This is a genomic window from Bradyrhizobium barranii subsp. barranii (assembly GCF_017565645.3).
Taxonomy (GTDB): domain Bacteria; phylum Pseudomonadota; class Alphaproteobacteria; order Rhizobiales; family Xanthobacteraceae; genus Bradyrhizobium; species Bradyrhizobium barranii.
The window spans coordinates 6,695,275-6,716,762 of sequence record NZ_CP086136.1; the positions used below are offsets into that span (position 1 = coordinate 6,695,275).

At 60.0% G+C, this 21,488-nt stretch carries 25 protein-coding genes and 2 pseudogenes; 18 read left to right on the forward strand and 9 right to left on the reverse strand.

The annotated features are described in order from the left end of the window. Window positions 1–1,019: 1,019 nt before the first annotated feature. Window positions 1,020–2,084 (reverse strand): IS630-like element ISRj1 family transposase, encoded by a 1,065-nt coding sequence (locus J4G43_RS32700; protein WP_026192128.1) that lies wholly within the window; start codon window positions 2,082–2,084, stop codon window positions 1,020–1,022. Between the two features lie 248 nt (window positions 2,085–2,332). After that, window positions 2,333–2,716 (reverse strand): hypothetical protein, encoded by a 384-nt coding sequence (locus tag J4G43_RS32705; protein WP_141378678.1) that lies wholly within the window; start codon window positions 2,714–2,716, stop codon window positions 2,333–2,335. Window positions 2,717–2,914: 198 nt separating this feature from the next. Here J4G43_RS32705 and J4G43_RS32710 point away from each other — a divergent pair, with 198 nt between their 5' ends. From J4G43_RS32710 to J4G43_RS32725, 4 genes are all read left to right on the forward strand, one after another. Further along, on the forward strand, window positions 2,915–3,160 hold the full coding sequence (locus J4G43_RS32710; protein WP_080588541.1) for a hypothetical protein: 246 nt from the start codon (window positions 2,915–2,917) through the stop codon (window positions 3,158–3,160). A 176-nt stretch (window positions 3,161–3,336) separates the two neighbouring features. Then, window positions 3,337–4,341, forward strand: coding sequence for a COG3904 family protein (locus J4G43_RS32715; protein ID WP_028169917.1), 1,005 nt, complete (start codon window positions 3,337–3,339; stop codon window positions 4,339–4,341). Window positions 4,342–4,938: 597 nt separating this feature from the next. After that, window positions 4,939–5,163, forward strand: a complete 225-nt coding sequence (locus tag J4G43_RS32720) for a hypothetical protein (protein ID WP_014494445.1) — start codon at window positions 4,939–4,941, stop codon at window positions 5,161–5,163. Window positions 5,164–5,688: 525 nt separating this feature from the next. Beyond that, complete coding sequence (locus J4G43_RS32725) at window positions 5,689–7,032, forward strand: IS1380-like element ISBdi2 family transposase (protein WP_208087474.1); 1,344 nt, start codon at window positions 5,689–5,691, stop codon at window positions 7,030–7,032. Window positions 7,033–7,496: 464 nt separating this feature from the next. Here J4G43_RS32725 and J4G43_RS32730 read toward each other — a convergent pair. Beyond that, window positions 7,497–8,622, reverse strand: a pseudogene (locus J4G43_RS32730) (IS3-like element ISRj2 family transposase). Window positions 8,623–9,781: 1,159 nt separating this feature from the next. Here J4G43_RS32730 and J4G43_RS56075 point away from each other — a divergent pair. Further along, a complete protein-coding gene (locus J4G43_RS56075) occupies window positions 9,782–10,003 on the forward strand; it encodes a DUF3622 domain-containing protein (protein ID WP_038937311.1) in 222 nt (73 codons plus the stop codon). A 62-nt stretch (window positions 10,004–10,065) separates the two neighbouring features. Here J4G43_RS56075 and J4G43_RS32735 read toward each other — a convergent pair whose 3' ends face one another. Next, window positions 10,066–10,293 carry a hypothetical protein gene (locus tag J4G43_RS32735; protein WP_038937310.1) on the reverse strand — a complete coding sequence of 76 codons (228 nt, stop codon included), beginning with the start codon at window positions 10,291–10,293 and terminating at the stop codon, window positions 10,066–10,068. A gap of 113 nt (window positions 10,294–10,406) precedes the next feature. On the opposite strand from J4G43_RS32735, the gene J4G43_RS32740 reads away from it, so the two are divergent. From J4G43_RS32740 to J4G43_RS32765, 6 genes and pseudogenes are all read left to right on the forward strand, one after another. Next, window positions 10,407–10,754 carry a hypothetical protein gene (locus J4G43_RS32740; protein ID WP_208087475.1) on the forward strand — a complete coding sequence of 116 codons (348 nt, stop codon included), beginning with the start codon at window positions 10,407–10,409 and terminating at the stop codon, window positions 10,752–10,754. A gap of 2 nt (window positions 10,755–10,756) precedes the next feature. Next, entirely contained in the window at window positions 10,757–11,677 is a 921-nt protein-coding gene (ligD, locus tag J4G43_RS32745) for a non-homologous end-joining DNA ligase (RefSeq protein WP_071911132.1), read from the forward strand. A 180-nt stretch (window positions 11,678–11,857) separates the two neighbouring features. After that, window positions 11,858–12,316 carry an Hsp20 family protein gene (locus J4G43_RS32750; protein WP_208087476.1) on the forward strand — a complete coding sequence of 153 codons (459 nt, stop codon included), beginning with the start codon at window positions 11,858–11,860 and terminating at the stop codon, window positions 12,314–12,316. Between the two features lie 70 nt (window positions 12,317–12,386). Then, window positions 12,387–12,575, forward strand: a pseudogene (locus J4G43_RS32755) (hypothetical protein); the annotation flags it as partial. Next, complete coding sequence (locus J4G43_RS32760) at window positions 12,485–12,799, forward strand: hypothetical protein (RefSeq protein WP_376707392.1); 315 nt, start codon at window positions 12,485–12,487, stop codon at window positions 12,797–12,799. The pseudogene J4G43_RS32755 and the gene J4G43_RS32760, both read left to right, overlap by 91 nt. Before the next feature lie 283 nt (window positions 12,800–13,082). Then, the gene (locus J4G43_RS32765; RefSeq protein ID WP_208089621.1) at window positions 13,083–13,292 is read left to right on the forward strand and encodes a hypothetical protein; all 210 of its coding nucleotides are present in this window, start codon (window positions 13,083–13,085) and stop codon (window positions 13,290–13,292) included. Between the two features lie 13 nt (window positions 13,293–13,305). Here J4G43_RS32765 and J4G43_RS32770 read toward each other — a convergent pair whose 3' ends face one another. Continuing rightward, window positions 13,306–14,007 (reverse strand): response regulator transcription factor, encoded by a 702-nt coding sequence (locus tag J4G43_RS32770; protein ID WP_208087477.1) that lies wholly within the window; start codon window positions 14,005–14,007, stop codon window positions 13,306–13,308. A gap of 478 nt (window positions 14,008–14,485) precedes the next feature. On the opposite strand from J4G43_RS32770, the gene J4G43_RS32780 reads away from it, so the two are divergent. The 6 genes from J4G43_RS32780 (at window position 14,486) to J4G43_RS32805 (ending at window position 17,738) form a co-directional block, all read left to right on the forward strand. Next, entirely contained in the window at window positions 14,486–15,073 is a 588-nt protein-coding gene (locus J4G43_RS32780) for an ATP-dependent DNA ligase (RefSeq protein WP_321576278.1), read from the forward strand. A 946-nt stretch (window positions 15,074–16,019) separates the two neighbouring features. After that, the gene (locus tag J4G43_RS32785; RefSeq protein ID WP_208087478.1) at window positions 16,020–16,478 is read left to right on the forward strand and encodes an Hsp20 family protein; all 459 of its coding nucleotides are present in this window, start codon (window positions 16,020–16,022) and stop codon (window positions 16,476–16,478) included. Window positions 16,479–16,549: 71 nt separating this feature from the next. Beyond that, a complete protein-coding gene (locus J4G43_RS32790) occupies window positions 16,550–16,873 on the forward strand; it encodes a hypothetical protein (protein WP_208087479.1) in 324 nt (107 codons plus the stop codon). Window positions 16,874–16,887: 14 nt separating this feature from the next. After that, entirely contained in the window at window positions 16,888–17,121 is a 234-nt protein-coding gene (locus J4G43_RS32795; RefSeq protein WP_309248049.1) for a hypothetical protein, read from the forward strand. Next, a complete protein-coding gene (locus J4G43_RS32800) occupies window positions 17,118–17,297 on the forward strand; it encodes a hypothetical protein (RefSeq protein WP_208087480.1) in 180 nt (59 codons plus the stop codon). Before J4G43_RS32795 ends, J4G43_RS32800 begins: the two co-directional genes overlap by 4 nt. A gap of 183 nt (window positions 17,298–17,480) precedes the next feature. After that, window positions 17,481–17,738 carry a YidB family protein gene (locus J4G43_RS32805; RefSeq protein WP_375791336.1) on the forward strand — a complete coding sequence of 86 codons (258 nt, stop codon included), beginning with the start codon at window positions 17,481–17,483 and terminating at the stop codon, window positions 17,736–17,738. 55 nt (window positions 17,739–17,793) lie between these two features. Here the strand turns inward: J4G43_RS32805 and J4G43_RS32810 are convergent, their stop codons facing one another. The 4 genes from J4G43_RS32810 to J4G43_RS32825 form a co-directional block, all read right to left on the reverse strand. Further along, window positions 17,794–18,414, reverse strand: a complete 621-nt coding sequence (locus J4G43_RS32810) for a general stress protein (RefSeq protein ID WP_208087481.1) — start codon at window positions 18,412–18,414, stop codon at window positions 17,794–17,796. 37 nt (window positions 18,415–18,451) lie between these two features. Beyond that, complete coding sequence (locus tag J4G43_RS32815; protein WP_208087482.1) at window positions 18,452–18,772, reverse strand: PepSY domain-containing protein; 321 nt, start codon at window positions 18,770–18,772, stop codon at window positions 18,452–18,454. Between the two features lie 759 nt (window positions 18,773–19,531). Next, window positions 19,532–20,053 carry a DUF1003 domain-containing protein gene (locus tag J4G43_RS32820; RefSeq protein WP_208087483.1) on the reverse strand — a complete coding sequence of 174 codons (522 nt, stop codon included), beginning with the start codon at window positions 20,051–20,053 and terminating at the stop codon, window positions 19,532–19,534. Continuing rightward, complete coding sequence (locus J4G43_RS32825; protein ID WP_208087484.1) at window positions 20,053–20,511, reverse strand: low affinity iron permease family protein; 459 nt, start codon at window positions 20,509–20,511, stop codon at window positions 20,053–20,055. The genes J4G43_RS32820 and J4G43_RS32825 overlap by 1 nt, the downstream gene beginning before the upstream one ends. Before the next feature lie 141 nt (window positions 20,512–20,652). Between J4G43_RS32825 and J4G43_RS32830 the strand changes: the two genes are divergently transcribed. After that, the gene (locus J4G43_RS32830; RefSeq protein ID WP_208087485.1) at window positions 20,653–21,486 is read left to right on the forward strand and encodes a hypothetical protein; all 834 of its coding nucleotides are present in this window, start codon (window positions 20,653–20,655) and stop codon (window positions 21,484–21,486) included. Window positions 21,487–21,488: the final 2 nt, after the last annotated feature.

Sequence of the window (21,488 nt, forward strand, 5' to 3'; positions counted from 1 at the left end):
TGGCAGAAGGTAAACAGCCTGCCACGTTTGGAGCGAGTTCTACACGCTCGTTCTGGTGGGGCACGGCGGCATTCCGAGTGGCCCTTCCTATAAGATCATCGAAAGCCCGATTAGTTCAACGGGACTACTCTCACTCAACAGGCCAATCGGCCGTGCTGCGGTTTCACATCTGCGAAAGTAGAAACCAGTCGCGAGCTGTGGAATTGGGGGCGGATGGCTGAGTCGTTCGGCAACAGTTTTACTGTCGTTGAGGTAGCCTCGGACGATACGAAAACTGAGATCTGGATTGCGCTGGCTAAGCCGAGCTAGGCGCTGACCTTGGTACTCGCGGCCGTGCCTGAAGGCTGGACGGCGGAAGCGTTGACGGCTGAGCAACAGCGGATGTTCCAAGAAATCGAACTTGATCCTGGTGATGTGTAAAGGTTGACCAAGCCTAAGTAGGCTTGCGCCGTTCGCCTTCGGCTTTATTCACCCCCCTCAGAAGCTCTTCGATATAGGGGGCGATGTCGCCAATTGCCGCCTAAAACTCGGCTTCGGAAATGCCCTGCCCCTTGGCAGCCTCGATGAGACGCCGCGTGAGTTCTGCTACATCCTGCGACGCGCCCGCAGTCTGGTGCTGCCCCACAGCGTGCTGTTCTCCACCCAGAAATCGATTAACTCGCGGGCCTTGTCTGACATGTGACGTTCCCTGCCGATATAGGGTTAGCGCCGTGGGGCAAATAGAGCAAGTAGAACGCCCACTCTACTGCAGCGGCGCGGGCTTGTTACTGACGGGCGCCAAGTAGCACGACCTCGTCATCCGAGGCCCGCTCTGCCCAAACGGTGGGCGCGCGGTCTATGCGCAGCGTACCCCGAGCGCCTGACGCGCTACCGATCAAGAATGGAAGACAGGGCCACCAAGGCATTCGAGCGAAAGCACGGGATCAAGCGGCCGCGCAAAAGCAGAAAGATTTCCATCGGGCGTCGCCATCTGCGGAGAGAAACGACACGCGCCGAGATCCGAGATCTAGTACCCGGAATCAGAGCTGAGTGATACGGCGGCCTTTGAAACGGCGTTGACGGACCTTTTTCTTGGTCCAGACGAAGGGCTCGGCTCTGTCGTTGTATGCGTTGACGTAGGCATCGATGTGTTCCTGAAGCTGCTTGAGGCTCGTGAAGGAGGTGCCGCTGAGCGACTGCCCCTGCAAGATGGAAAACCATACTTCGACCTGATTGAGCCATGACGCACTTGTCGGCGTGAAATGAAATTGCACGTTGGGGTGGGCCTTGAGCCAGTCCTCGTTCTTTTTATGGGTGTTGAGGTTGTCGAGGATGACGTGAAGCTTGCGGTTCGGAAAAGCCGCGGTGACGCTGTTCATGAAATCGAGAAACTCGACGCGGCGCCGGCGTTTTGAATGGGTCGCGATGATCTTTCCGGTGGCGACTTCGAGCGCCGCAAACAATGTTGTGGTGCCATGCCGCTTGTAATCGTGGCTTTGGCCGGTCAAGGCGCGGCCATTGGGCAACTTCAGATAACCCTGCGCTCGCTCCAAAGCCTGGATCGAGGGCTTCTCGTCCACGCACAGCACAATGGCCTTCGCCGGCGGCGCGACATAGAGGCCGACAACATCGGCGGCTTTGGCCGTAAAGTTCGGGTCGTTGCTCTCGCACCAGGACTTGCGAGCCACCAGGTCAATCTTGTGGCTGCGCAGGAACCGCCAGACATATTGGACATCGACATCGCCCAGCGCCTCGGCCAGCAGGGGGCCGGTCCAGCGCGCAAACCCTTGCGGTGGCGGCTTATCCAGCAGCTTCAGAATCCGCTTGTCGGTCGTCTTCGTATAGATCGGCTGCTTGCCAGGCCGCGGCTTGTCTTGCAGCCCTTCAAGGCCATGGTCGGCATAGCGATGCCGCCAAAGGCTGACAATCCGCGGCTGGACCCCAACTTCCTTGGCGATCGACCGGGTGCTGCGCCCATCCGCCGCCAACAGAACTATCCGCGCCCGCTTCAAATCGCGCTGCAACGTCACCGGTGAGCGACAGCACGCCTCAAGCACCTTGCGATCTTTCCTCGAAAGGTGGACTTCTCTTGCTTCGGGTATCATCCCGACCTTGAATCACGACTCACGTTCCAAGAAAAGTGGGTACTAGTTTGGAGTAAGACAATGATCCGTGCGGCCGGCGATCTTGGCATTTCCGAGTTTACCCTGCGAAAGATATGTAAGCGCTGGCTGGTCCTGGTCCCGCCCGCGGGCACTTCAACCACAAAGATCTCAAGAAGCGGCCGCGCAAGCCGGCGCTGCCGCCGATCAGCGCGAGCGAGCCAGCAGACGTTGCCACCTGATTTTGGAAGCTACTTGCAGCCGCCGTAGTACTGCGAGGGGACAAATGTGCCGTTCATGATCGAGTGGCGGCTATGTACCGATCGACCGTCTGTATGACTGATCGTCGTGGTCTGAATTGCGCCTGTGGCCAGTTTTTCTTGAAATGTGATGGCCTGGTTACCGTTGAAAACGTCTAGGTCAGAAACGCCGGCGTTGCCGATCAGCACAGCTTTCTTGGTTAGTGTGTCCAAGACAAACTCGAGCCTAAAGCTCTCTTGCTTTATTCCAGATGGCGATGCCATCGCCTCGTATCTACATACCCAGCGCAGGCTATCAGCACGCGCATTCAGGAGCCCGGCGCCGAAGGTGATCGCAATCGTCAGCGCAGCCAGCATACAATTGAGAGTCTTCATTCCCCTGCCCCAGTTTTGCAGCGCTAGTAGACAGTGGCGCAATTCATACACGGCTATCCCTGCGCGACCTCCCTCAGACATTTGCCTGCATAAGCTCGCAAGCACCATCTGCTGTGGCTCATCCAATAGTCGAACTCGACTGTCGAATGACTTCGTGGTTGCATCCCCAAACTAATAACACTATTTGGGGGACCAGGGATGAAACAGCTTATTTTGACGGCGGCGTTCTTGCTGACCGCTACCGCGGCCGACGCGCAATATTTAACTGGTACCGGCTCTAACCCGAGCACGCACACATCGTCTGGCTACACCCGCAGCAACGGAACTTACGTGGCGCCTTACGTCGCTACAAATCCCAACGGCACGCAGCGTGATAACTTCGGGACCAGCGGCAACTACAATCCGTCCACGGGTCAGAGCGGTCATCGGACGCCTCGATATTGAGTGCGACCGGCGGGCGGATCGCTCGATAAATGTTGCTTCGTCGCGAACCAACTAAGCGGGGCACGCGCCCTCCGCAATGAGCCGACAAGCCTTGTTGGGCTTCGTGGCAGCCAATCCCCTTCGGCCTTGCGTACGCGTCGAGGTTGCGAGACAATGCTCGTCGATTGGGGGGAGTGATGGGCAAATCGCGCTCAAGTGTCTTAATTTCGCTTGTACTTCTTACGTTATCTACTCACGGCCACTCTGCCGAAGTCAAAGTCGGCGTGGGTAAATCTGGGCAAGCGACGATCTGGATCACTGGAGAAATTGTTCCAGGCGACGCCGACAAGTTTTTGCAGTCAGTTCGCCAAGCCAACGATTCCGGGAAGTTTGTCGCGAACGTGAGGCTGGATTCTCCAGGCGGCAACTTGCTCGAAGGTGTAAAGATCGCCGACGCTATCAGGTTTGGCAAAACGTCTACCAACGTTGGCAAAACAGCGGTTTGCGCCTCTGCGTGTTTTCTGATGTTCGCTGCCGGTTCGACCAAGAACGCCGGCTACGGCGCACAAGTCGGCGTCCACGGAGCTTCAGGAGAAAATGGCGAAGAAACTGCCGCGTCAGGTGCTGCAACAGTATCCATGGCGAAAATCGGAAAGGAGCTCGGCGTCCCAGCCGCCATCATTGGTCGGATGGTCGTTACGTCTTCGCAGGATATGGTCTGGCTGAGCCCTCAGGAGCTTCAATCAATGGGCGTCACCATGATGGGCCGTCCATCTCAGGTCACTCCGCCCGTCGCCAATCTGCAGCAAACTCCGCCAAATGCACCTTTGTCGTTGTCCCCATCAGGCAGTGGCGTCACCGCTTCGCGGACCTCCAAGCCTGATACTGCCCCTACTTGGGCGGAAATGGTAAACAAGGCGATGGACCGATCGGCGAGTCAGAATAACGGAAAGCCGCTCCTTCATCGCTCCTGCCAGCCTGAACTAAAGGTGTGCAACATCGGTTTGAGCTACGTCGATAATCAAGGCAAAGTCGCCTTCTTGAAAACGGTCGAGGACATGAACGGCAAGGTCATCGTGCGTGAAGCATGCACCTTGAATGAGTTCAAGGATGTCCGAATCTGCGTCGACTGGGACACCGGTATCTCTCATCGTGACATGAAAGACAGCAGCGGGACTTGGTCCAAGGTCGCGGATCAATAAGTCTTCGTGCCTGTCGGGTCACGGCTAAAGCTAAGCTTGAAGAGACATTCCTGCAAAGCATACCCCTAGGAAAATCCCAGGTCATTCGTTACCGCGGAGCTTCCGAAACTGGATGACCCGACGCCAGCCTGCCGGGCGCGGCTCCGTCCGGGACGGCCGGGGGGATCGTCGTCAAAAGGCGTCCACTCGACGTCTTCCATCCCGTAGGCGATGTACCACCAGCGCTCGGTGAGCGAGGCGCCAGCCCATGGGAATTCCTCTGGCTCGGATTCCTCGTCCTGCGGATCGCCAGCGTCGAGGGGTACCGACTTGGCAGGGCTGTCCCATACCACCCCGCCGTTGGGGAGCTCAACGTATTCGCACTCAGGCGCATTCGTGCATTCGTCATCACGAACGCTAGGTCGTCTTCGTCATCGGCGACGAATAACCCGACCAGGTCGCGGGTCTCGATTATGCGAACGAGGTAAGCCGGCACGCGCTGGGGTATTCCATGAGGGAGCTACCATGCCCGCTAACTCCCAATGTGCCAATGCCCTGTGACCGCTTGCGTTCGCGCTAAAGTTGCGTCAAGCTCATTGTAGGACTGGGAGGACGAGCGTGGCACCGGACTGGCACGAATACGCAAGGGGCATCGAGAAGCAGCTTGAGCAACTGAGGAAAGATCTCGAGCCCCTTGAGTCGGGAAGGATGACGCTAGGTGAGCGCGAGGGAAGCGGCGCCTGGGTAGACGTCACCCAGGAGGCAATTGATCGCAATAAGCAGGTGATTGCGACGTACGAAGCAATTCTGAAAGACGTCCGAGAGAATCGGATCAAAGGCTAACCTCCGGACGGTCCACCTCTCTGCCCATGCTGATTTGCTGAGAGCCATCCCCTTCCGGGGGCCCCTTAGCCCGTCTTATTCGCGAGAGGGCGCCTGAGAGGCTGGCGAGCGTGGTGTAAAGCGCTGATGCGGCGTAGGATTCGGTTGCGAAGCCACCCCATCACCTTCAACCGCGAACGCCACGCCCGCCATGACCGATGATACGATTTCAGACCACTATCGAGAAGCAAGAATTCAACACAAATAAAACCTCTGCCTCGCGCTCGATCTCTTCATGCTTGATAGTCTCGTTTCGGAGGCTGATCACCTACCGCGTCTAATAGGCCGCTCGCGCCGGTTTCTTTGGACGCGGCACGACCGCGACTCCACGTTTCGGCACAGAAATGATCGGGAGTCACTCAATCTTTCTTCAACTTAACCCGTCTTATTCGTAAGAGTGCGCCTGAGGGGTAAAGCGCTGATGCGGCGTAGGATTCGGTTGCGAAGCCAACCCCATCACCTCCAACCGCGAACGCCACGCCCGCCATGACCGACGATACGATTCCGCCCTTCTCGTTTCCAGCCATTCACGCCAAGAAAGTCACAGCTGCCTTCGATGGTGGACGCCTAACCTCGAATGGGGGCGTGATGCTTCTGGCGATGGCCGAGCGGCGTCTCGGTTTGGCCAACAATCTGGCCCGGGTGTTCCCGGATCGGCGCGATCCGACGCGGGTCGTGCACAGCCTGGTCGATATGCTCCGCGCTCGCATGTTCGCGATCTGCTGCGGCTACGAGGACGCCGACGACCTCGATCATCTGAGGTCCGATCCGGCATTCAAACTGGCCTGCGGACGGCTGCCGGACACGGGCCGGGATTTGTGTTCCCAGCCGACGCTGTCGCGGCTGGAGAATGCGCCGCGCCTGCGCGACGTGATCCGGCTGACCTACATTTTGGTCGACGCATGGATGGATAGCTACCCGCGCGAGCCGGCATCCGTCACGCTCGACATCGATGATACCTGCGACGTCGTCCACGGCCATCAGCAGCTCTCGCTGTTCAACGCTCATTATGACGAACGCTGCTTCCTGCCGATCCACGTCTACGACACGGAGAAGAGCCGGCCCGTGGCCGTCGTGCTGCGGCCCGGCAAGACGCCGGGCGGCGTCGAGGTGCGTGCCCATCTGCGCCGCCTGGTACGGCATATCCGGACGCGATGGCACAACACGCAAATTACGTTCCGTGGCGACGGGCACTATGCCCGGCCGGAGGCCATGGCGTGGTGCGAGACCAACGGCATCGACTACATCTTCGGTCTGTCCGGCACCAAGCCTCTCGCCAGAAAAGTCGACGAGGTCGCCGACGACATCCGCACGCGACGCGCCATCGAGAACCTGCCGGTTCTGCGTGGCTATACCGAGACGCGCCACAAGGCAAAGTCCTGGGATCGCGAACGGCGCACTGTCGCCCGTATTGAGGCGACGATGCTCGGCCTCGACATCCGCTTCGTCGTCACCAGCCTCGATGTCGGCTCGGCCGAGTGGATCTACGACAGCCTGTATTGCGCGCGCGGCCAAGCCGAGAATCTGATCAAGCTGCATAAGACGCAGCTCGCCTCCGATCGCACCAGCTGCCGTTCGGCGCTCGCCAACCAGGTCCGTCTCGTGCTCCATACGGCCGCTTATTGGCTGATGCTGACCGTGCGCGACGCCATTCCCAAAGCCCGGGAATTGGCCGCTGCCGAGTTCGCGACGCTGCGTCTTCGTCTCTTGAAAATCGCTGCCCGTGTGGTCGAGACCACGAGCCGCATTCGCCTTGCGTTTGCCGCGGCATGTCCCGAAGCCGACCTGATCCGCGGCTTGCCAGGCGCGTTGCTGCCGCTCGGTCCTTGACCGGCGGGGCGTCCGCCCCCCGTTCGCCCAACCTATACCTCAAGCGCGTTGCAAAGTACGGGTCGTCAGGCGGTGAAAAGCCGAAGGCAATCCTGTGCGCCTCGTCAGACAAGATGTGCGGCCGCATCAATCGGGCCAAAAAGCCGCACTCTCACGAATAGGACGGGTTAGGGCGCCGAGCAAATCTCGCCGGGCCGGACCAGCCTACTGCGTCGTTGACTCAGCCACAGAGGTGCCCCCACCATCCGGGTAGGCCCCATGACCCACTCGCAGCCCATGTCCATTCGATTCGGCGTTCTACTTCTCGGCGCTGTGCCCAGAGCTGGCCCCGGTTGTTTGGACAGCGCCCCGCTGGATTTAAGTGGATTCCTGCCGGGTTATGCTGAACGCGGGGCTTTACGGTTTTGTCGTTGCGTCGGGAGGGCGTAGCCCGACCAGAGCGACGACAAAACCGTCGGCGACGGTCATGCGGCCATCACCATAGCTTGCGTGCCGAAGTAAGCCTCGTCGGGCGTGCGCCCGTCAAGGCTCGAGTGAGGGCGTCCCTGATTGTAGAAGGCCAGATACTTGGCAATTGACGCTCGCGCCTCGGACACGCTGTCGTAGGCGCGGAGATATACTTCTTCGTATTTGACCGTGCGCCAGAGCCGCTCGACAAACACGTTGTCGCGCCAGGCGCCCTTGCCGTCCATGCTGATGGCGATCTTCGCGTCCAGCAGCACATCGGTGAACTCGAGGCTGGTGAACTGGCTGCCCTGATCCGTGTTGAAAATCTCGGGCCTGCCGTGCTTCGCCAACGCCTCCTGGACCGCTTCGACGCAGAAGGCCGCCTCCATTGTGATCGAGACGCGATGGGCCAGGACCCGTCGGCTGAACACATCGACGACCGCCGCGAGATAGACGAAGCCACGCCGCATCGGAATGTAGGTGATGTCCATTGCCCACGCATGGTCGGGCCGCTCGATCTTCAATCCGCGCAACAGGTACGGGTAGATCTTGTGACCCGGAGCCGGCTTGCTCGTGTTCGGGCGACGATAGACCGCCTCGATCCCCATGCGCTTCATCAGCGTCGCGATGTGGCGGCGACCGGCGTATACGCCCTCCCGCCGCAGCAACGATCGCAGCATACGCGCTCCCGCGAAGGGATAATCGAGATGCAGCTCATCGAGCCGACGCATCAAGGCAAGGTCCTCGGCCGAAACTGGCCGAGGTTCATAGTAGACCGTGCTGCGAGCCAGCTTCAGGACCTTCGCCTGGCGCACGATAGAAAGATCATGATCGCGGTCGATCATCGCTTTGCGCTCAGCAGGCCCGCCTTGGTGAGCGCGCCGGACAAAAAATCGTTTTCCAACGCCAGCTCGCCGATCTTGGCATGTAACGCCTTCAAATCGACCGGCGTCTCGGCCGATGTCTTGTCATGCCCAAACACGCCGGCGGCGCCTTCCAGGAGCTGGTTTTTCCAGATCGTGATCTGGTTCGGATGAACATCAAACGCGCCAGCTCCGCCAGTGTCTTGTCGCCTTTGACCGCAGCCAAAGCAACCTTCGCCTTGAATGCCGGAGAATGCGTCCGGCGGCTCTTCTTCGTCATCTTCGCTCCTGATTCGCAGCAAGAATCCTCGCCGCTGTCAGGCAGAAAATCCACTCAAGCTACTGTCCGAATTTGCGGGGCCAGCTCTGAAGGCCGATTGCACAGGAAGCGCGACCGGCAGCGGCTCACGACCTCGATTTGGACTTAGGAAGTTGGGGGTCTAGGGCGTTTGGGATGATGGGTCATTTGGTTCTCTGCCAGGTCCGATTATCAGGCGGTAGCTGGGACCCGAGCAGAATGCCATTTTTCAATTGTCTCGCCGCAGACGGCGCACTCGAAACTACTGAACTCTCGCTCGCAGGCCATGCGTTCGGTACGGCGATAAACCGCACTTGCACGCGTGTGTCCCCACGGCCCCGTCCCGAAACCGAAGAATGCTCGTGCTTATTTAACGAGCCGCTATGACGGCTCAGGAACCTTCTCAGGTACGGAGCATTTTCAAGTCGCTTCTGGCCTATGCCCCGTGGGTCGGAAGCTAAGTGAAAGCACGGCCCCAGCTTGCCAATGGTTGGGGTCGTAGCTTTTTGGCGCCAAGGATCACTCAGAGAGCGCGAGCAGTGTGGCGCTGCCTATGTCGGAAGGCATACAGACCCGATTGCCGAATCTTCCTAGACCTCAGTAAACCTCGGCGACCCCATTACCGCCAAGGCTTCCAACGGCTCTGGCATCTAGTTGTGCTGGGGCCGTTTTCGCGACCTGTAACAACGCGCGCGAGCTACTTCGGTCGTGGTGGGGACAACGCCCGCCGTTTCACACTGGCGGGCCACCTGCACCAATGAATCGACCCCAGGCCGGGGACAGCATCTAACGGCCAAAGGTCCGGATGGTTTTGGCGGATACGGTGTTATCTAGATTGATGCTTGAGATGATCCTGATCACGCTGAGTACAGGCCTCGTCTTGATCGCGGCTATCGTCGCAATCTTCGAGGGCGTGGCTGAGGTGGAGCTTCGGCGGCGATTGAGCGAGTACCTCGGTTGACGACCTCTTCGCCCCGCCCGTCCAAGCTGGCGGCCTGTTCTCGGTTGCCCGGAACGTTCTCACAGCGCTTTTGGTACTGGCCTGTTTCCGACCTCAGTGGCCTCGTTTGAAAACCGCAGTGGCCTAGTTTGCCTTAAACCTCGGCTTTCTGCGGCTCGGTAGATTGGTCTAATATGGGGTATGCCGATCGATCTTAACGACTATTACATCGCCACTTCTCGCACGAGTAGCAGTCCCGAACGGTGGGGTTGGGAGATATGCCGGAAGAGCCAACCGTTGGGCATTAAAATGACCGCAGACGGTTTCCAGTCCGACACTGCCGCTCAATTTGCAGGAAAGAAGGCGCTGGCCGAGTTTCTTTCTGAACTCGAAAAGGAAGACAGGCGTCTGCGGAGAAAGTAGGGCCGCCTCACCTGGCGGCCTTAACCGAACACCGAGCCGCGCGGTAACGCCGATCGCCAACCCTAGCGGGCTCGCTTGGTGGTTTTCTTAGCTTTCTTTTCGACCCGCACGCCTTTGAATTTTGTCGCGGCTTTCTTCGCTGTTTTCGGCTTCTTCACAGCCATGAACTCGCCGGACGTCCTGTCGCGTTTGGTATAGCCGGTAGCGCCCCCGATCGTCGTTTTGGTCTGCGAGCGTTTCTTCACCGCGCCCTTGCGGGCGTTGTCGCCAGTCGGTTTATTGACTGCCATGTTACCTCCGCTGACTGCCCTCACTATAAGGCGCAGCTGTGACAAGCAGTTCCAAGAGCTGGAACGAATTGGCCCAGTTCAAATTGAATCCCGGTTAGTTGCGTGAGTTGCTTATGCGTCAATTCCGATGGCTTTTGTCGATCGCTCCGAACAGCGACGAGACTATCTACCTGGTCGCAGACAACTCCGGCCGCAATGGCAGCGCATGGTGCAAAGCAGACTTGGAGGGGGCGGTGGAAATCGTCATCCAGGATCTGCTTACCGGAAAATATCGCCAGCCGATCCGGGTAGTCGCCTTCAACACGGCCGAACGCTGGTCGGAAGATGTTTCCGAGGACATTGCCCGCGAGATCCAGCGTCGTTGCAATCTTCAACTGACCGATGTGCCGTCGAATCTGCGCGAGTTTGTGGATCGCTACTCACCACAAGACCTGCAGCAATTCAGTCTTCGCCTGGTGTAACCGTGGCGTTTCAACGAAAAAAGCCGGAAGCGCTGGGCGTCAAGGCGCCCTTCCCCGGCTTCATCGAGCCGGCCCTGGCAGCCTCGATCGACCGCGTGCCATCCGGCGAACGTTGGATTCACGAGATCAAGTTCGACGGGTATCGCGTCCAGGTGCATCTCGCCAACGAAGCAGTGAAGATTTTCACCCGCCGCGGTCACGATTGGACCCGCCGCTTCAAGAAGGTCGCCGACGACGCCTGGCACATCAAGGCGAGCTCGGCCATCATCGACGGCGAGGTCGTGGTGCCGGCCGCCGATGGCAGCACCGATTTCTCCGTCTTGCAGAACGAGCTAAAGGGCAACTCGAACAAGATCGTGCTCGTCGCATTCGACCTGCTCTACCTCAACGGCCGCGATCTACGGAAAGTCCCCCTGCTCCAGCGCAAGGCCGCGCTGAAGAAGATCATCGCCGGCAGCGACGTCCAATTTAGCGAAAGCTTCGAGATCGACGGCCGCGAGATGTTCACGCACGCCTGCAAGGTGGGGCTCGAAGGCGTGGTCTCGAAGGTGCGTGACAGCATCTACGCGAGCGGCCGGGGCAACAATTGGGTCAAGAAGACCTGCGCCCAACGCGAGACGCTGACGATTGCCGGCTTCGCGCTCGATGATGGCAAATGGGACGGCATTTATCTCGCACGGCGCAAGGGCGACGACCTGATCTATGCCGGCAAGGTCGACCACGGCTTCGATAAGACATCGGCGGCCGAGTTGCATAAGAAGCTTCAACCGCTCGTCCGCAAGACTCAGCCATATGCCAAGCGGATCGCGCACAGGGGGATCTGGGTCGAGCCGAAGCTGCTTGCCGAGATCGAATACCGCGCCAAGTCCGCCGAAGGGAAGGTGCGGCACCCGTTCTTCAAGGGGTTGCGCGAGGACCTATAACGGCGGCGATCGGTGGCCAATTTTTTTTCCACGCCCTCTTGAAACCAAAACCGGCTTTGCTAATTTTTTTGTCGCCATCTGACGATGGCGTCCGGGCGCCTGACGGGCCCGGGCCAAGAGACGGGCACCGGTTGTGTCCGGTGCCGCTCGTAGACATCTTGCTCTTAGGAGGATTTGGCTATGCGCACCTACGATTTTGCCCCGCTCTGGCGCTCGACCATTGGTTTCGACCGCCTTTTCGACCTCGCAGAAACCGCTCAGCGGGCCAGCGAGGACAACTATCCACCCTATAACATCGAACGTCTGGGCGACGACCGCTATCAAATCTCTTTGGCGGTTGCGGGTTTTGCGCCCGAGGATATCGTCATCACCGCCGAGCAGAACGTGGTGACGGTCGAAGGCAGCAAATCCGACAAGACCGAGCGTGATTTCCTCTATCGCGGTATCTCGCACCGCGGTTTCAAGCGGCAGTTCAACCTCGCAGAATATGTTCAGGTGAAAAGCGCCGCGTTCGACAACGGCTTGCTGACCATCGAACTCGTTCGCGAGGTCCCGGAAGCCATGAAGGCCCGCCGGATTGCGATCGGCGATGTCTCGGCCGGCAACATGCGTAAGCTGGAAGCCAAGGCTGCCGCATAGTGCTGCTGCCCTTGGAGCCGTGCGGCGCATCGTGCGGCTCCATCCATTCGTCAATGAAAAGGAGAGGACCATGCGGCCGACGACCGCCGATGACAACGTTTTCGACTTCAACGCCCTGCTTCATCCCGGCACTGTGTTTGAAACACCCCGAGACGTCGTGAAGCATCCTTGCCTGACAAAAGCGGAGAAACGCGCCATTCTGGCCTCATGGGCGTCAGATGCATCCGCCATCGCCTCGTGCCCCTCTTTGCGCGCGCCGATCGCGCACATCGCAACAACATCAGCCGCTATCGCCGGCTGCTGCGCACTAAGCTCTCCACTCTGGAGCGACAGTATATTGAACGGCGACTTTCCGAGGAGGAGGCTGCTCTGCAAAGCCTTTCCGCTTCGACCTTCCCGATCGTCCTCAAGGAGCCACGGCCTGGTCGACCACTGCCAACGAGAGGTTTGCTGCTCGTGCCGCAGGATGACTTCACGCTCTAACTGAAAGAGGCCGCCAACCGAGGGGTCTTACTTCACGTCCATCGGGTGTGCGGGCGCTTCTTGACGCGCCAGTACCCGACCAACGCGCGCCACTCGAAGGCGATGACTATGATGCCCATCAGAGCTGTACCGAGCCCTGCCATTATCAAAATCATTTGGAGCATCGAACCACCCGCGTGACATGTCGATGTTCCTAAGTATCAAAGTGAACAAATGTTCCGAACTCTCATCTGGGCGGCTGCAGCCGGGGCCGTCTCTCCGCCCTTGTCGATCGGAATAGCGTATGCGTTCGTCGCCCTCGATCGTGCCGGCCGACCGCCTCGATCGCGACATCTATCTGGTGCTTGAAGACTTCGGCGCGCGTGCCGGTTGCGCCTGGCGCGAGACGGATGAGGCGGACACCGGCCTCGAGACCGTCCTGCAAAATCTCCTATCGCTAGAGCCATCCCGGTCCCGATGGAACGAGAACCGGCATGCTCTCAGTCTTTCGTGAAGGCGCGTGAGCCTCAGGCTTCCTTGAAGCGGTAGCCGACGCCGTAAAGTGTCTCGATCATCTCGAACTCGTTGTCGACCACCTTGAACTTCTTGCGCAGCCGCTTGATGTGGCTGTCGATGGTGCGGTCGTCGACATAGACCTGGTCGTCATAGGCGGCGTCCATCAGCGCGTTGCGACTCTTCACCACGCCGGGCCGGGTCGCCAGCGCCTGGAGGATCAGGAATTCGGTGACGGTCAGCGCCACCGGCTCGTTCTTCCAGGTGCAGGTGTGCCGTTCGGGGTCCATGCGCAGCAGGCCGCGGTCGAGCGCCTTGGCATTGTTCTCCTTCGGCGCGACGGTCGGGTCCTTCGGCGCCGAGCGGCGCAGCACGGCCTTGACGCGCTCGACCAGCAGGCGCTGCGAGAACGGTTTGCGGATGAAGTCGTCGGCGCCCATCTTGAGGCCGAACAGCTCGTCGATCTCTTCGTCCTTGGAGGTCAGGAAGATCACCGGCAGGTCGGATTTCTGCCTGAGACGGCGCAGCGTTTCCAAGCCGTCCATGCGCGGCATCTTGATGTCGAGAATGGCAAGATCGGGCTGGGTGGTGCGGAAGCCGTCGAGCGCGGAGGCGCCGTCGGTGTAAGTCATGATGCGGTAGCCTTCCGTCTCCAGCGCGATCGAGACGGATGTGAGAATGTTGCTGTCATCGTCGACCAAAGCGATTGTGGGCATGAGCCTCTGCTTTCTGCTTTCCGTTTGGGTCGTGGCTTTAAACGGCGAGCAATCCACTGATGTGCCGCACACATGGGTGCCGAAGTCGGCGGTCGAACCTTGTCGCCGAGCAATGCAAGCTGGGCTGAGGTGTGACCAAGTTCTACAAAGCGCGGCAGATTCGCCCCGTTTCGCCCCTTAACCTGACCCCCATTTACACGAAAAAAGACCTCCCTTGCAACCACCTGACCCTAGAAAGCTGATGCAACCGACCTCCGATTTCGACGCTCGGGCCAGTACGCCTATCCGGTCCGGATTGTATCCTTCAACCCCGTCGAGGGGCGCTCGCGGGATGCGACTTCCGAAGTCGCCGACGCGCTGGCCCAGCGCGCAGCCGACACCACGCCGAGGTCCCGTCTGCATTGCAAGACTTCATCGCCACTAACACCACAAGGCGCTTCGACATGCAGTTAGCGCTGCCTTTGCGCGGGCTCGCCTGATGTCCAGCGACGAAAAGCCGCTGGCCCGTGGCAGCGCTACAACGTGCGTCAACTGTGACGATCACGGCCGGGTTTGCGAGAACCACCCGGACCGCCCTTGGGACGGCCCACGCCACGAAATCAAATATGACGGCTATCGTCTGCACGTCGAGCGCCAGGGCAAGACCGTGCGTCTCTTCACCCGCAACGGGCACGACTGGACCAAGCGATACCCCTGGATCGTCGAGGCCGCGCCGAAGAACCGCGAGCAGCAATTCGCCATCGACGGCGAGGCTGTGGTGCTCGGCGTCGATGGCGCCTCGGACTTCAATGCCCTGCACTTGCGCAAGCATGATCACGAGGTTCAGCTCTATGCGTTCGACATCCTCGCGCTTGGCGGCGAGGACCTGCGCCAGCTGCCATTGAGACCGATCTGGCGCGGCTGCTCCGCGGCCGGCCTGATGGCATATTCGTCGCGCCGTTCGAGGCTGCCGAAATCGGCCCGGATCTATTCGCCGCCGCCTGCCGCATGGGCCTCGAGGGCTTGGTCTCGAAACGCCGCGACCGGCGTTATGGCGCCGGCCGCTCGAAAGACTGGATCAAGGTGAAGAACCGGACCCATCCGGCAATGACGCGAGAATTCTGAGCGTTCGGTCGCGCGCCTCCTGCCCAATCGGGGCCCAGCGGTTCAATTGCCCCTTTCCGTCCATCCCCTTTCTGGGCCCTTCGGTCGGCTGCGGGCAGCGTTCAGTCTCTCGGCCTCTGCTTCAGCGGTGGAGTGCGACAAGCCAGACAGAGGCTTCCCGCCTTTTCCGATCGCAGGCACATCCAGTGAAAGATCCAGTACGGTGAACCGGCCGGTTACCGGTCGCTCATACCAAACAACGTACCGCGCCTTCATTTCGATCATTCTAGACCCCCTCGGCAGCGGATCGATCCTCGAATAGATCAACGTATCGCGCATGGAGAATCACGTAGCCCTTGACACCGTCTAAAAGCACCTTGACCTGAGTGGCCGTCGCTCCCTGACCAACAACGATGCCTTTCTTACCGCTAAGACGCGGTCCAGCCGAAGCAGCAATGACGATCCGTCGACCAGCAAGAAGCTCGTCCTTGGCGGTCAATAGGTCCGCAGATCGCGGCAGGTTACGGTTTGTGCTCCGAGGCATGGTTCTAAATTAACGCAGCACCGTTGGGTTAGAAAGCCCGTGTGGCGCTAGCCTCAGGCCATCCATCCGCGGCAGCCCCTGTCGTAAACCGGCAGGGGTTGCTTATTGGTGGTAGGCCCGCCAGTGAACCAGCGGGCCTTTGAGTTGGCATCCCAAAGAGGAAAGGGTGACATCCGTTCTTCAAAGGGTTGCGCGAGGACCTGTAATGGCGGCGATCGGAGGCAAAATTTTTTCAGCCCCCTCTTGAAACCAAAACCGGCTTTGCTAATTTTTTTGTCGCCATCGGACGATGGCGTCCGGGCGCCTCATGGGCCCGGGCCAAGAGACGGGCACCGGTTGTGTCCGGTGCCGCTCGTGGACATCTTGCTCTTAGGAGGATTTGGCTATGCGCACCTACGATTTTGCCCCCCTCTGGCGCTCGACCATTGGTTTCGACCGCCTTTTCGACCTCGCAGAAACTGCTCAGCGGGCCAGCGAGGACAACTATCCACCCTACAACATCGAACGGCTGGCGGAGGATCGCTATCAGATCTCGCTGGCGGTGGCGGGTTTCTCGCCCGAGGATATCGCCATCACCGCCGAGCAGAACGTGGTGACGGTCGAAGGCAGCAAATCCGACAAGACCGAGCGTGATTTCCTCTATCGCGGTATCTCGCACCGCAACATCAAGCGCCAATTCAGCCTCGCCGAATATGTCCAGGTGAAAAGCGCCGCGTTCGACAACGGCTTGCTGACCATCGAACTCGTCCGCGAGATTCCGGAAGCCATGAAGCCTCGCCGGATTTCGATCGGCGATGCCTCGGCCGGCAACGTGCCGAAGCTGGAAGCTAAGGCCGCCGCCTAGCGCAGACGCCATTGGAGCCGCGCGACGAATCGTGCGGCTCCCATCCATTCGTCAATGAATAGGAGAGGACCATGCGGCCGACGACCGCTGACGACAACGTTTTCGATTTCGACGCTCTTCTTCATCCCGGCACGGTGTTTGAAGCACCGAGAGACGTGCTGGATCATCCGGCGCTGACGTTGAGCGAGAAACGCGCAATCCTGGCATCATGGGCGTCCGACGCGTCCGCGATCGCCTCTTGCCCGTCGATGCGCGCACCTGCCGGCCTCAAGAAACCGGTATCGATCGACGAGATCTTGGACGCGTTGCGCGCCCTGGACGGTGGCCCCCGGACGCCACCCGGCGGAAAGCCTTACCGTCTCCGTTCGACCGAACGTACGGCCGCCGCTGCGTAGGTTCGGAGGCCCCGATGATGATGATGATGGACGAGAACCTGGCACGCCTTCGTGCCCATCGCAACAACATCAGCCGCTACCGCCGGCTCCTGCGTACCAAGCTTTTGCCTTTGGAACGGCAATTTATCAAAAGGCGGCTTTCCGAGGAGGCCGCCGCTCTGCAAAGCCTTTCCGCTTCGACCTTCCCGATCGCCTTCAATGAGCCAAGGCCTAGTCGACCGCTGCCGATTGCAGAGGTGATGCCATGAGCACGAGCGTCGATCTGCTCGTTCGCGGCAGCGCGAAAATAATCGCTCACTACCGTTGGCTGCTGCAACGGGCAAGGGACAACGGCGAGCGGGCCGCGTATGAACGACGCATAGCCGAGGAGGAACGCCTGGTCCAACAGCTCTTGCAATCGATGCCCGGCACAATACAGAACTAACAGCTCCACCCGCTTGGCGCCCCCAGCGCCAGGCGGGAACGATCCTTAAGAGGATGATGGATCGTGTCGCCCCGTCGCGCGCGGCCATTGGAGGCCGGATAGGTCCCCTGCGGCCGGGCTCGGACTCCCGCGTGGCCAGAGATCCCCGCCGCCGCAAGCGTTGCACCCGACTTCGATCCGCCCTTGGTCACGCCTCGCCTGCCCCTCGAGCACTTCAGGCAGGATGGGCAAGGGGACGCGGCCCTATCCTGGATCAATGAGGGGCCGAACCGGGAAGTCACCCCGCCCGAACTCCGGCAGGCTATCGGTCCCGACGTCCTTCAAAAACTGGAGCACAGACAGGCCTGTCGCATCAGGAGATACTCGACCGCTTATTCGCGAGCTTCCGACAGCCGTGGAGCAATAACGCCCGACAGACATCTTCCGACTCCATCGGCGTGATAACATAGTAAGGCTCGAAGAAAAGGCGGCCCGCCTCGGCGGACCGCCCAAGAACTCACCGCAGTCCGGCTCCGTAGAGTAGGCGCTCTCGCCGGACCTCTTCGGCGTTATACGGTTGGGCTGAAGGATCGTAGCTCTTCCATCCAGCTTTCTGCCAAGCCACGCTCCGGTCGCGCAGATTGACCGCGGATTGGTTCAGGAGCGCTTCGTATCGCGCGCGATCGGCATCGGGGACGCGTGCCGAAACAAGTGTGCCGCCCCTTCGCACGCCTTCGGCGTAGAGCGGAGCTTCCTCATCGGATACACCAGCCTGCGTCAAAGCCCCAACCACGCCACCCGTGGCACCGCCGGCAGCGGCACCCAGCGCGGTCGACGCGAGCCAACCGGCCGCGACGACCGGACCCAAGCCCGGGATCGCCAACAGCCCGAGGCCTGCGAGCAGACCGGCAGCACCGCCGAGACCCGCCCCGACGCCCGCTCCCGTTGCAGCACCTTCGGCACGATCGTCGACCCCGTCGCGGTCACGATCGACCTTCTTGTCCTTGCTGTACCAGTTGTCGGAGTTGTTAGCGACGATGCTCAAATCCGAGTGCGGCACGCCCGCCGCTTCCAGGCTTGTCACGGCGCGTTGCGCGTCAGAATAGTTGTCGTAGAGACGTGAAATTGTAACGGTCATATGGAATCCTTGTCGTTTATCGCTCCTGAGCGATCGGTCACTTGGCTGCGTTCACGTTGCCTTGGAAGTCCAAACTGACATCGGTCGAGGCGCCGCCCTTGCTCGCCTTTCCGCGCCACACGCCATTGTCGTCCTTTTTCAACGAAGTGACGTTTGCGTAGCCTGCTTCCTCAATCTTTGATTTGGCCTGCCCTTCGGTAAAACTGTTGGCGCCCGACACCGGCTTGGCGGAATTGTTCTGGCCCGAGCTATTGACCGCGCTATTGTTCGGCCGATCCGTGGCCGGCGGATTCTGGGCAAACGACGGACCTGCCAGAAGCGAGGCCGCGGTCAGCAGCAGAAGAACTTTCTTGTTCATATCATCCTCCATTGTGGCCGGTCACAACACGCCTGCCGCGACGATGTTCCTATTTTTCCCGTTTCGGGTCGAACGAAACACGCCAGCGCCGGTCTCTCGATCCCGGCGGCCGCAATGGACAGCGCTAAGGCTCTACTCGTCGGCGGCAGAAAGGAGGTTTATGTTTGTGATGCCTCTTGCGCAATCGACGGTCTGATGCACCGTCCAGTCCTGGCAAGACTGTCGCAAGGTCTTGCGCCGAGCCGTTTGGACAAAGGCACAAAGCCCTTGGCAATATCTCAGCCGGGTTCAAGCACCAGCATTTGAGCCTGACTAAGCAAACGGCGAACGTCAAGACTGCACAGGGGGTGGCTCGATAAACGGTTTGCGGGGTCCGACGACGTTATCGCGAAGCAGACCGATCTCGATTACCGCTTCGGCGAACGCGCGATTCTTAAGGTATAACGCGTCCGCACCTTGGACTGCGTCGTTGGAGGTTTCCGCTATGCACAGGACAGTGAGCGCGTCGGCTCGTTTCTTCTCGGCCTGTATAATGACAAGGGGCTACTCGACCATGTCGGCTTCACGTCAGCGTTTGAGAAGGAAGACAGAGAAGCGCTGAGGCCAAGGCGACAGTCCAAGGCGCAAGACAAACGAGCGGTATCGAGCTGACATCACGTAAGGCGGTTTAGACCTGGTCCAGAACCGAGAAGGGCGCATCGATACGCGATCGAAGGGTGGGAGTCGAAAGCGTGGCCTCCGACAGAGCTTCGTAACCGTCTACTGCTTCGCGTCTTCGTCCTGGCGGTCTTTCAAGTCTTGCGCTATCTGATCAACCGACGTCTCGCTTGCAAGCTCATCCGGCCCACCATCCTCGATGTCCTCGACATCCAATTTCTTCGCGATGCGCTGCAATATGCGCAACGACTGGGTCGCCTCCCTCTCTGCAAGGAGATTGATCTGCAGCTCCAGGTGATCGCGCCGTTCCAGAGTTCGGTCGATCAGGCTTTGGCGGATCAGCACGCAGGAGGTGAGGAGAACGGCTTCGAGCGCGAGGATCGTCGCGAGCAGCGGGAACGGATATTCGTCGAAAGCGTGATGCGGAAAAAAGTGGCTGAGGATGATCCAGCCGATCACGAACGCGCATTGAAGAACGATAAACTGAATGGTGCCGACGAACCAGCCGATCCAGTGAAACAGACGGTGATGAACCGCCAGAGTTTCTTCATCCTGCTTTTCAAGGCGAAGGATTGCGTCGATGCTTTGGGCGGCGGGCCTCGCTGACTGAGTGCCCGCCCGCATCAGTCTGCGACCTCTTCTGCGGCCCGTCGCGCCGACTTCCGCGTTTTGTCGACGCTCTTGTCGGCCGATCTTTCAGCGCGCGCCCTCGCCTCGCACTTGCCGCGCAGATCCTCGATCTCGTCGTCCGTCAGGTGTTCGATACCAACCAGTGAATTCCGAGCCGCGCCGACCCGGATCAATTCGTCGAGCTTGACCTGGATCGCGGCGCTATCGCGGTTTTGAGAATTCTGGATGAGAAACACCATCAGGAACGTGACGATGGTCGTTCCTGTGTTGATCACCAGCTGCCACGTATCGGAGAAACCGAACAGCGGTCCGGTTACCGCCCATACGATGACGATGCCGGCCGCGAGAATGAACGTTGAAGCCCGGCCTGCCGCCAGCGAGGTCTTGTTGGCAAGGTCGCCGAAAAACTTCGAAACCGCGGACGGCTCTTTAGCTTTTTCCTTGGCCTTCATGAATGGCGCCCCATGTCAGCGTGTCAGCCGGCGGGACAAATCGGTAGTGCGCCCGAAAGTTCCATCGCCAGGGAACCAACCCCTTACATGCTCATTATTGCGGCAGACGGCGCGCGGCGCGGTCATTTGCGGAGCGAATTGATGATCGATACTGTCGTGGTTGCACCGAGGGGGCCCGCGGGCTCGCCGGGAACGGGCGTGTCCTGGCCTTCCATCATCGCGGGGGCGATCGCCGCATGCGCGATGACCCTCGTGCTTCTCGCCTTCGGCACCGGACTTGGCCTTAGCGCAATCTCGCCGTGGGCAGGCTCAGGCGTTTCGGCCACCACTTTCAAAATTACGACCGGGCTTTATCTGATCGTCATCGCCATGATCTCGTCGTCGATCGGCGGGTATCTCGCCGGGCGTCTGCGGACGGCATGGGAGGGCGTGCACGCGGATGAAGTGTACTTCCGAGATACGGCGCACGGGTTTATCGCGTGGGCTTTAGCTTCGGTACTCGGCGCCGCCGTGCTCGCCAGCCCGGCGACCAGCCTTATCGGCGGCACCGCAGCCGGAGCAAGCCAGGGAGCCGTTACGAGCGCCGCTCAATCAAGCGGTCCGATGGACGGTTATGTCGATACTATCCTGCGAGGCGATCCCGCTGCACAAAACGCTAACCCCGCCGAAGCCCGCGGCGAGGTAGTCCGCCTTTTCACGCGAAGTTTTCGCAACGGCGGCGAACTCAAAGGCCCGGACCGCGATTACACCGTCAAGGTCGTGGCCGCGCGGACGGGCCTGAGCCAGCAGGACGCGGAAAAGCGGGTCAATGAGGTCGTCACGCAGATCAAGGCCGACATCGATGCCGCACGCAAAGCAACCGCTTCGCTCGCATTCTGGATCACGGCTTCGCTTCTTCTTGGCGCCTTTTGCGCCAGCCTTGCAGCCACCGAAGGCGGCGGCCTTCGCGACGGCACCTGGAAACGCCGTCGATAAGC

Bases quoted from the DNA above. Each gene is read 5' to 3' on its own strand.
- J4G43_RS32700 (WP_026192128.1), bottom strand. From the start codon at position 2,084: ATGATACCCGAAGCAAGAGAAGTCCACCTTTCGAGGAAAGATCGCAAG.
- J4G43_RS32705 (WP_141378678.1), bottom strand. From the start codon at position 2,716: ATGAAGACTCTCAATTGTATGCTGGCTGCGCTGACGATTGCGATCACC.
- J4G43_RS32710 (WP_080588541.1), top strand. From the start codon at position 2,915: ATGAAACAGCTTATTTTGACGGCGGCGTTCTTGCTGACCGCTACCGCG.
- J4G43_RS32715 (WP_028169917.1), top strand. From the start codon at position 3,337: ATGGGCAAATCGCGCTCAAGTGTCTTAATTTCGCTTGTACTTCTTACG.
- J4G43_RS32725 (WP_208087474.1), top strand. From the start codon at position 5,689: ATGACCGACGATACGATTCCGCCCTTCTCGTTTCCAGCCATTCACGCC.
- J4G43_RS56075 (WP_038937311.1), top strand. From the start codon at position 9,782: ATGCCGATCGATCTTAACGACTATTACATCGCCACTTCTCGCACGAGT.
- J4G43_RS32735 (WP_038937310.1), bottom strand. From the start codon at position 10,293: ATGGCAGTCAATAAACCGACTGGCGACAACGCCCGCAAGGGCGCGGTG.
- J4G43_RS32740 (WP_208087475.1), top strand. From the start codon at position 10,407: ATGCGTCAATTCCGATGGCTTTTGTCGATCGCTCCGAACAGCGACGAG.
- J4G43_RS32750 (WP_208087476.1), top strand. From the start codon at position 11,858: ATGCGCACCTACGATTTTGCCCCGCTCTGGCGCTCGACCATTGGTTTC.
- J4G43_RS32765 (WP_208089621.1), top strand. From the start codon at position 13,083: ATGCGTTCGTCGCCCTCGATCGTGCCGGCCGACCGCCTCGATCGCGAC.
- J4G43_RS32770 (WP_208087477.1), bottom strand. From the start codon at position 14,007: ATGCCCACAATCGCTTTGGTCGACGATGACAGCAACATTCTCACATCC.
- J4G43_RS32780 (WP_321576278.1), top strand. From the start codon at position 14,486: ATGTCCAGCGACGAAAAGCCGCTGGCCCGTGGCAGCGCTACAACGTGC.
- J4G43_RS32785 (WP_208087478.1), top strand. From the start codon at position 16,020: ATGCGCACCTACGATTTTGCCCCCCTCTGGCGCTCGACCATTGGTTTC.
- J4G43_RS32790 (WP_208087479.1), top strand. From the start codon at position 16,550: ATGCGGCCGACGACCGCTGACGACAACGTTTTCGATTTCGACGCTCTT.
- J4G43_RS32795 (WP_309248049.1), top strand. From the start codon at position 16,888: ATGATGATGATGATGGACGAGAACCTGGCACGCCTTCGTGCCCATCGC.
- J4G43_RS32800 (WP_208087480.1), top strand. From the start codon at position 17,118: ATGAGCACGAGCGTCGATCTGCTCGTTCGCGGCAGCGCGAAAATAATC.
- J4G43_RS32810 (WP_208087481.1), bottom strand. From the start codon at position 18,414: ATGACCGTTACAATTTCACGTCTCTACGACAACTATTCTGACGCGCAA.
- J4G43_RS32815 (WP_208087482.1), bottom strand. From the start codon at position 18,772: ATGAACAAGAAAGTTCTTCTGCTGCTGACCGCGGCCTCGCTTCTGGCA.
- J4G43_RS32820 (WP_208087483.1), bottom strand. From the start codon at position 20,053: ATGCGGGCGGGCACTCAGTCAGCGAGGCCCGCCGCCCAAAGCATCGAC.
- J4G43_RS32825 (WP_208087484.1), bottom strand. From the start codon at position 20,511: ATGAAGGCCAAGGAAAAAGCTAAAGAGCCGTCCGCGGTTTCGAAGTTT.
- J4G43_RS32830 (WP_208087485.1), top strand. From the start codon at position 20,653: ATGATCGATACTGTCGTGGTTGCACCGAGGGGGCCCGCGGGCTCGCCG.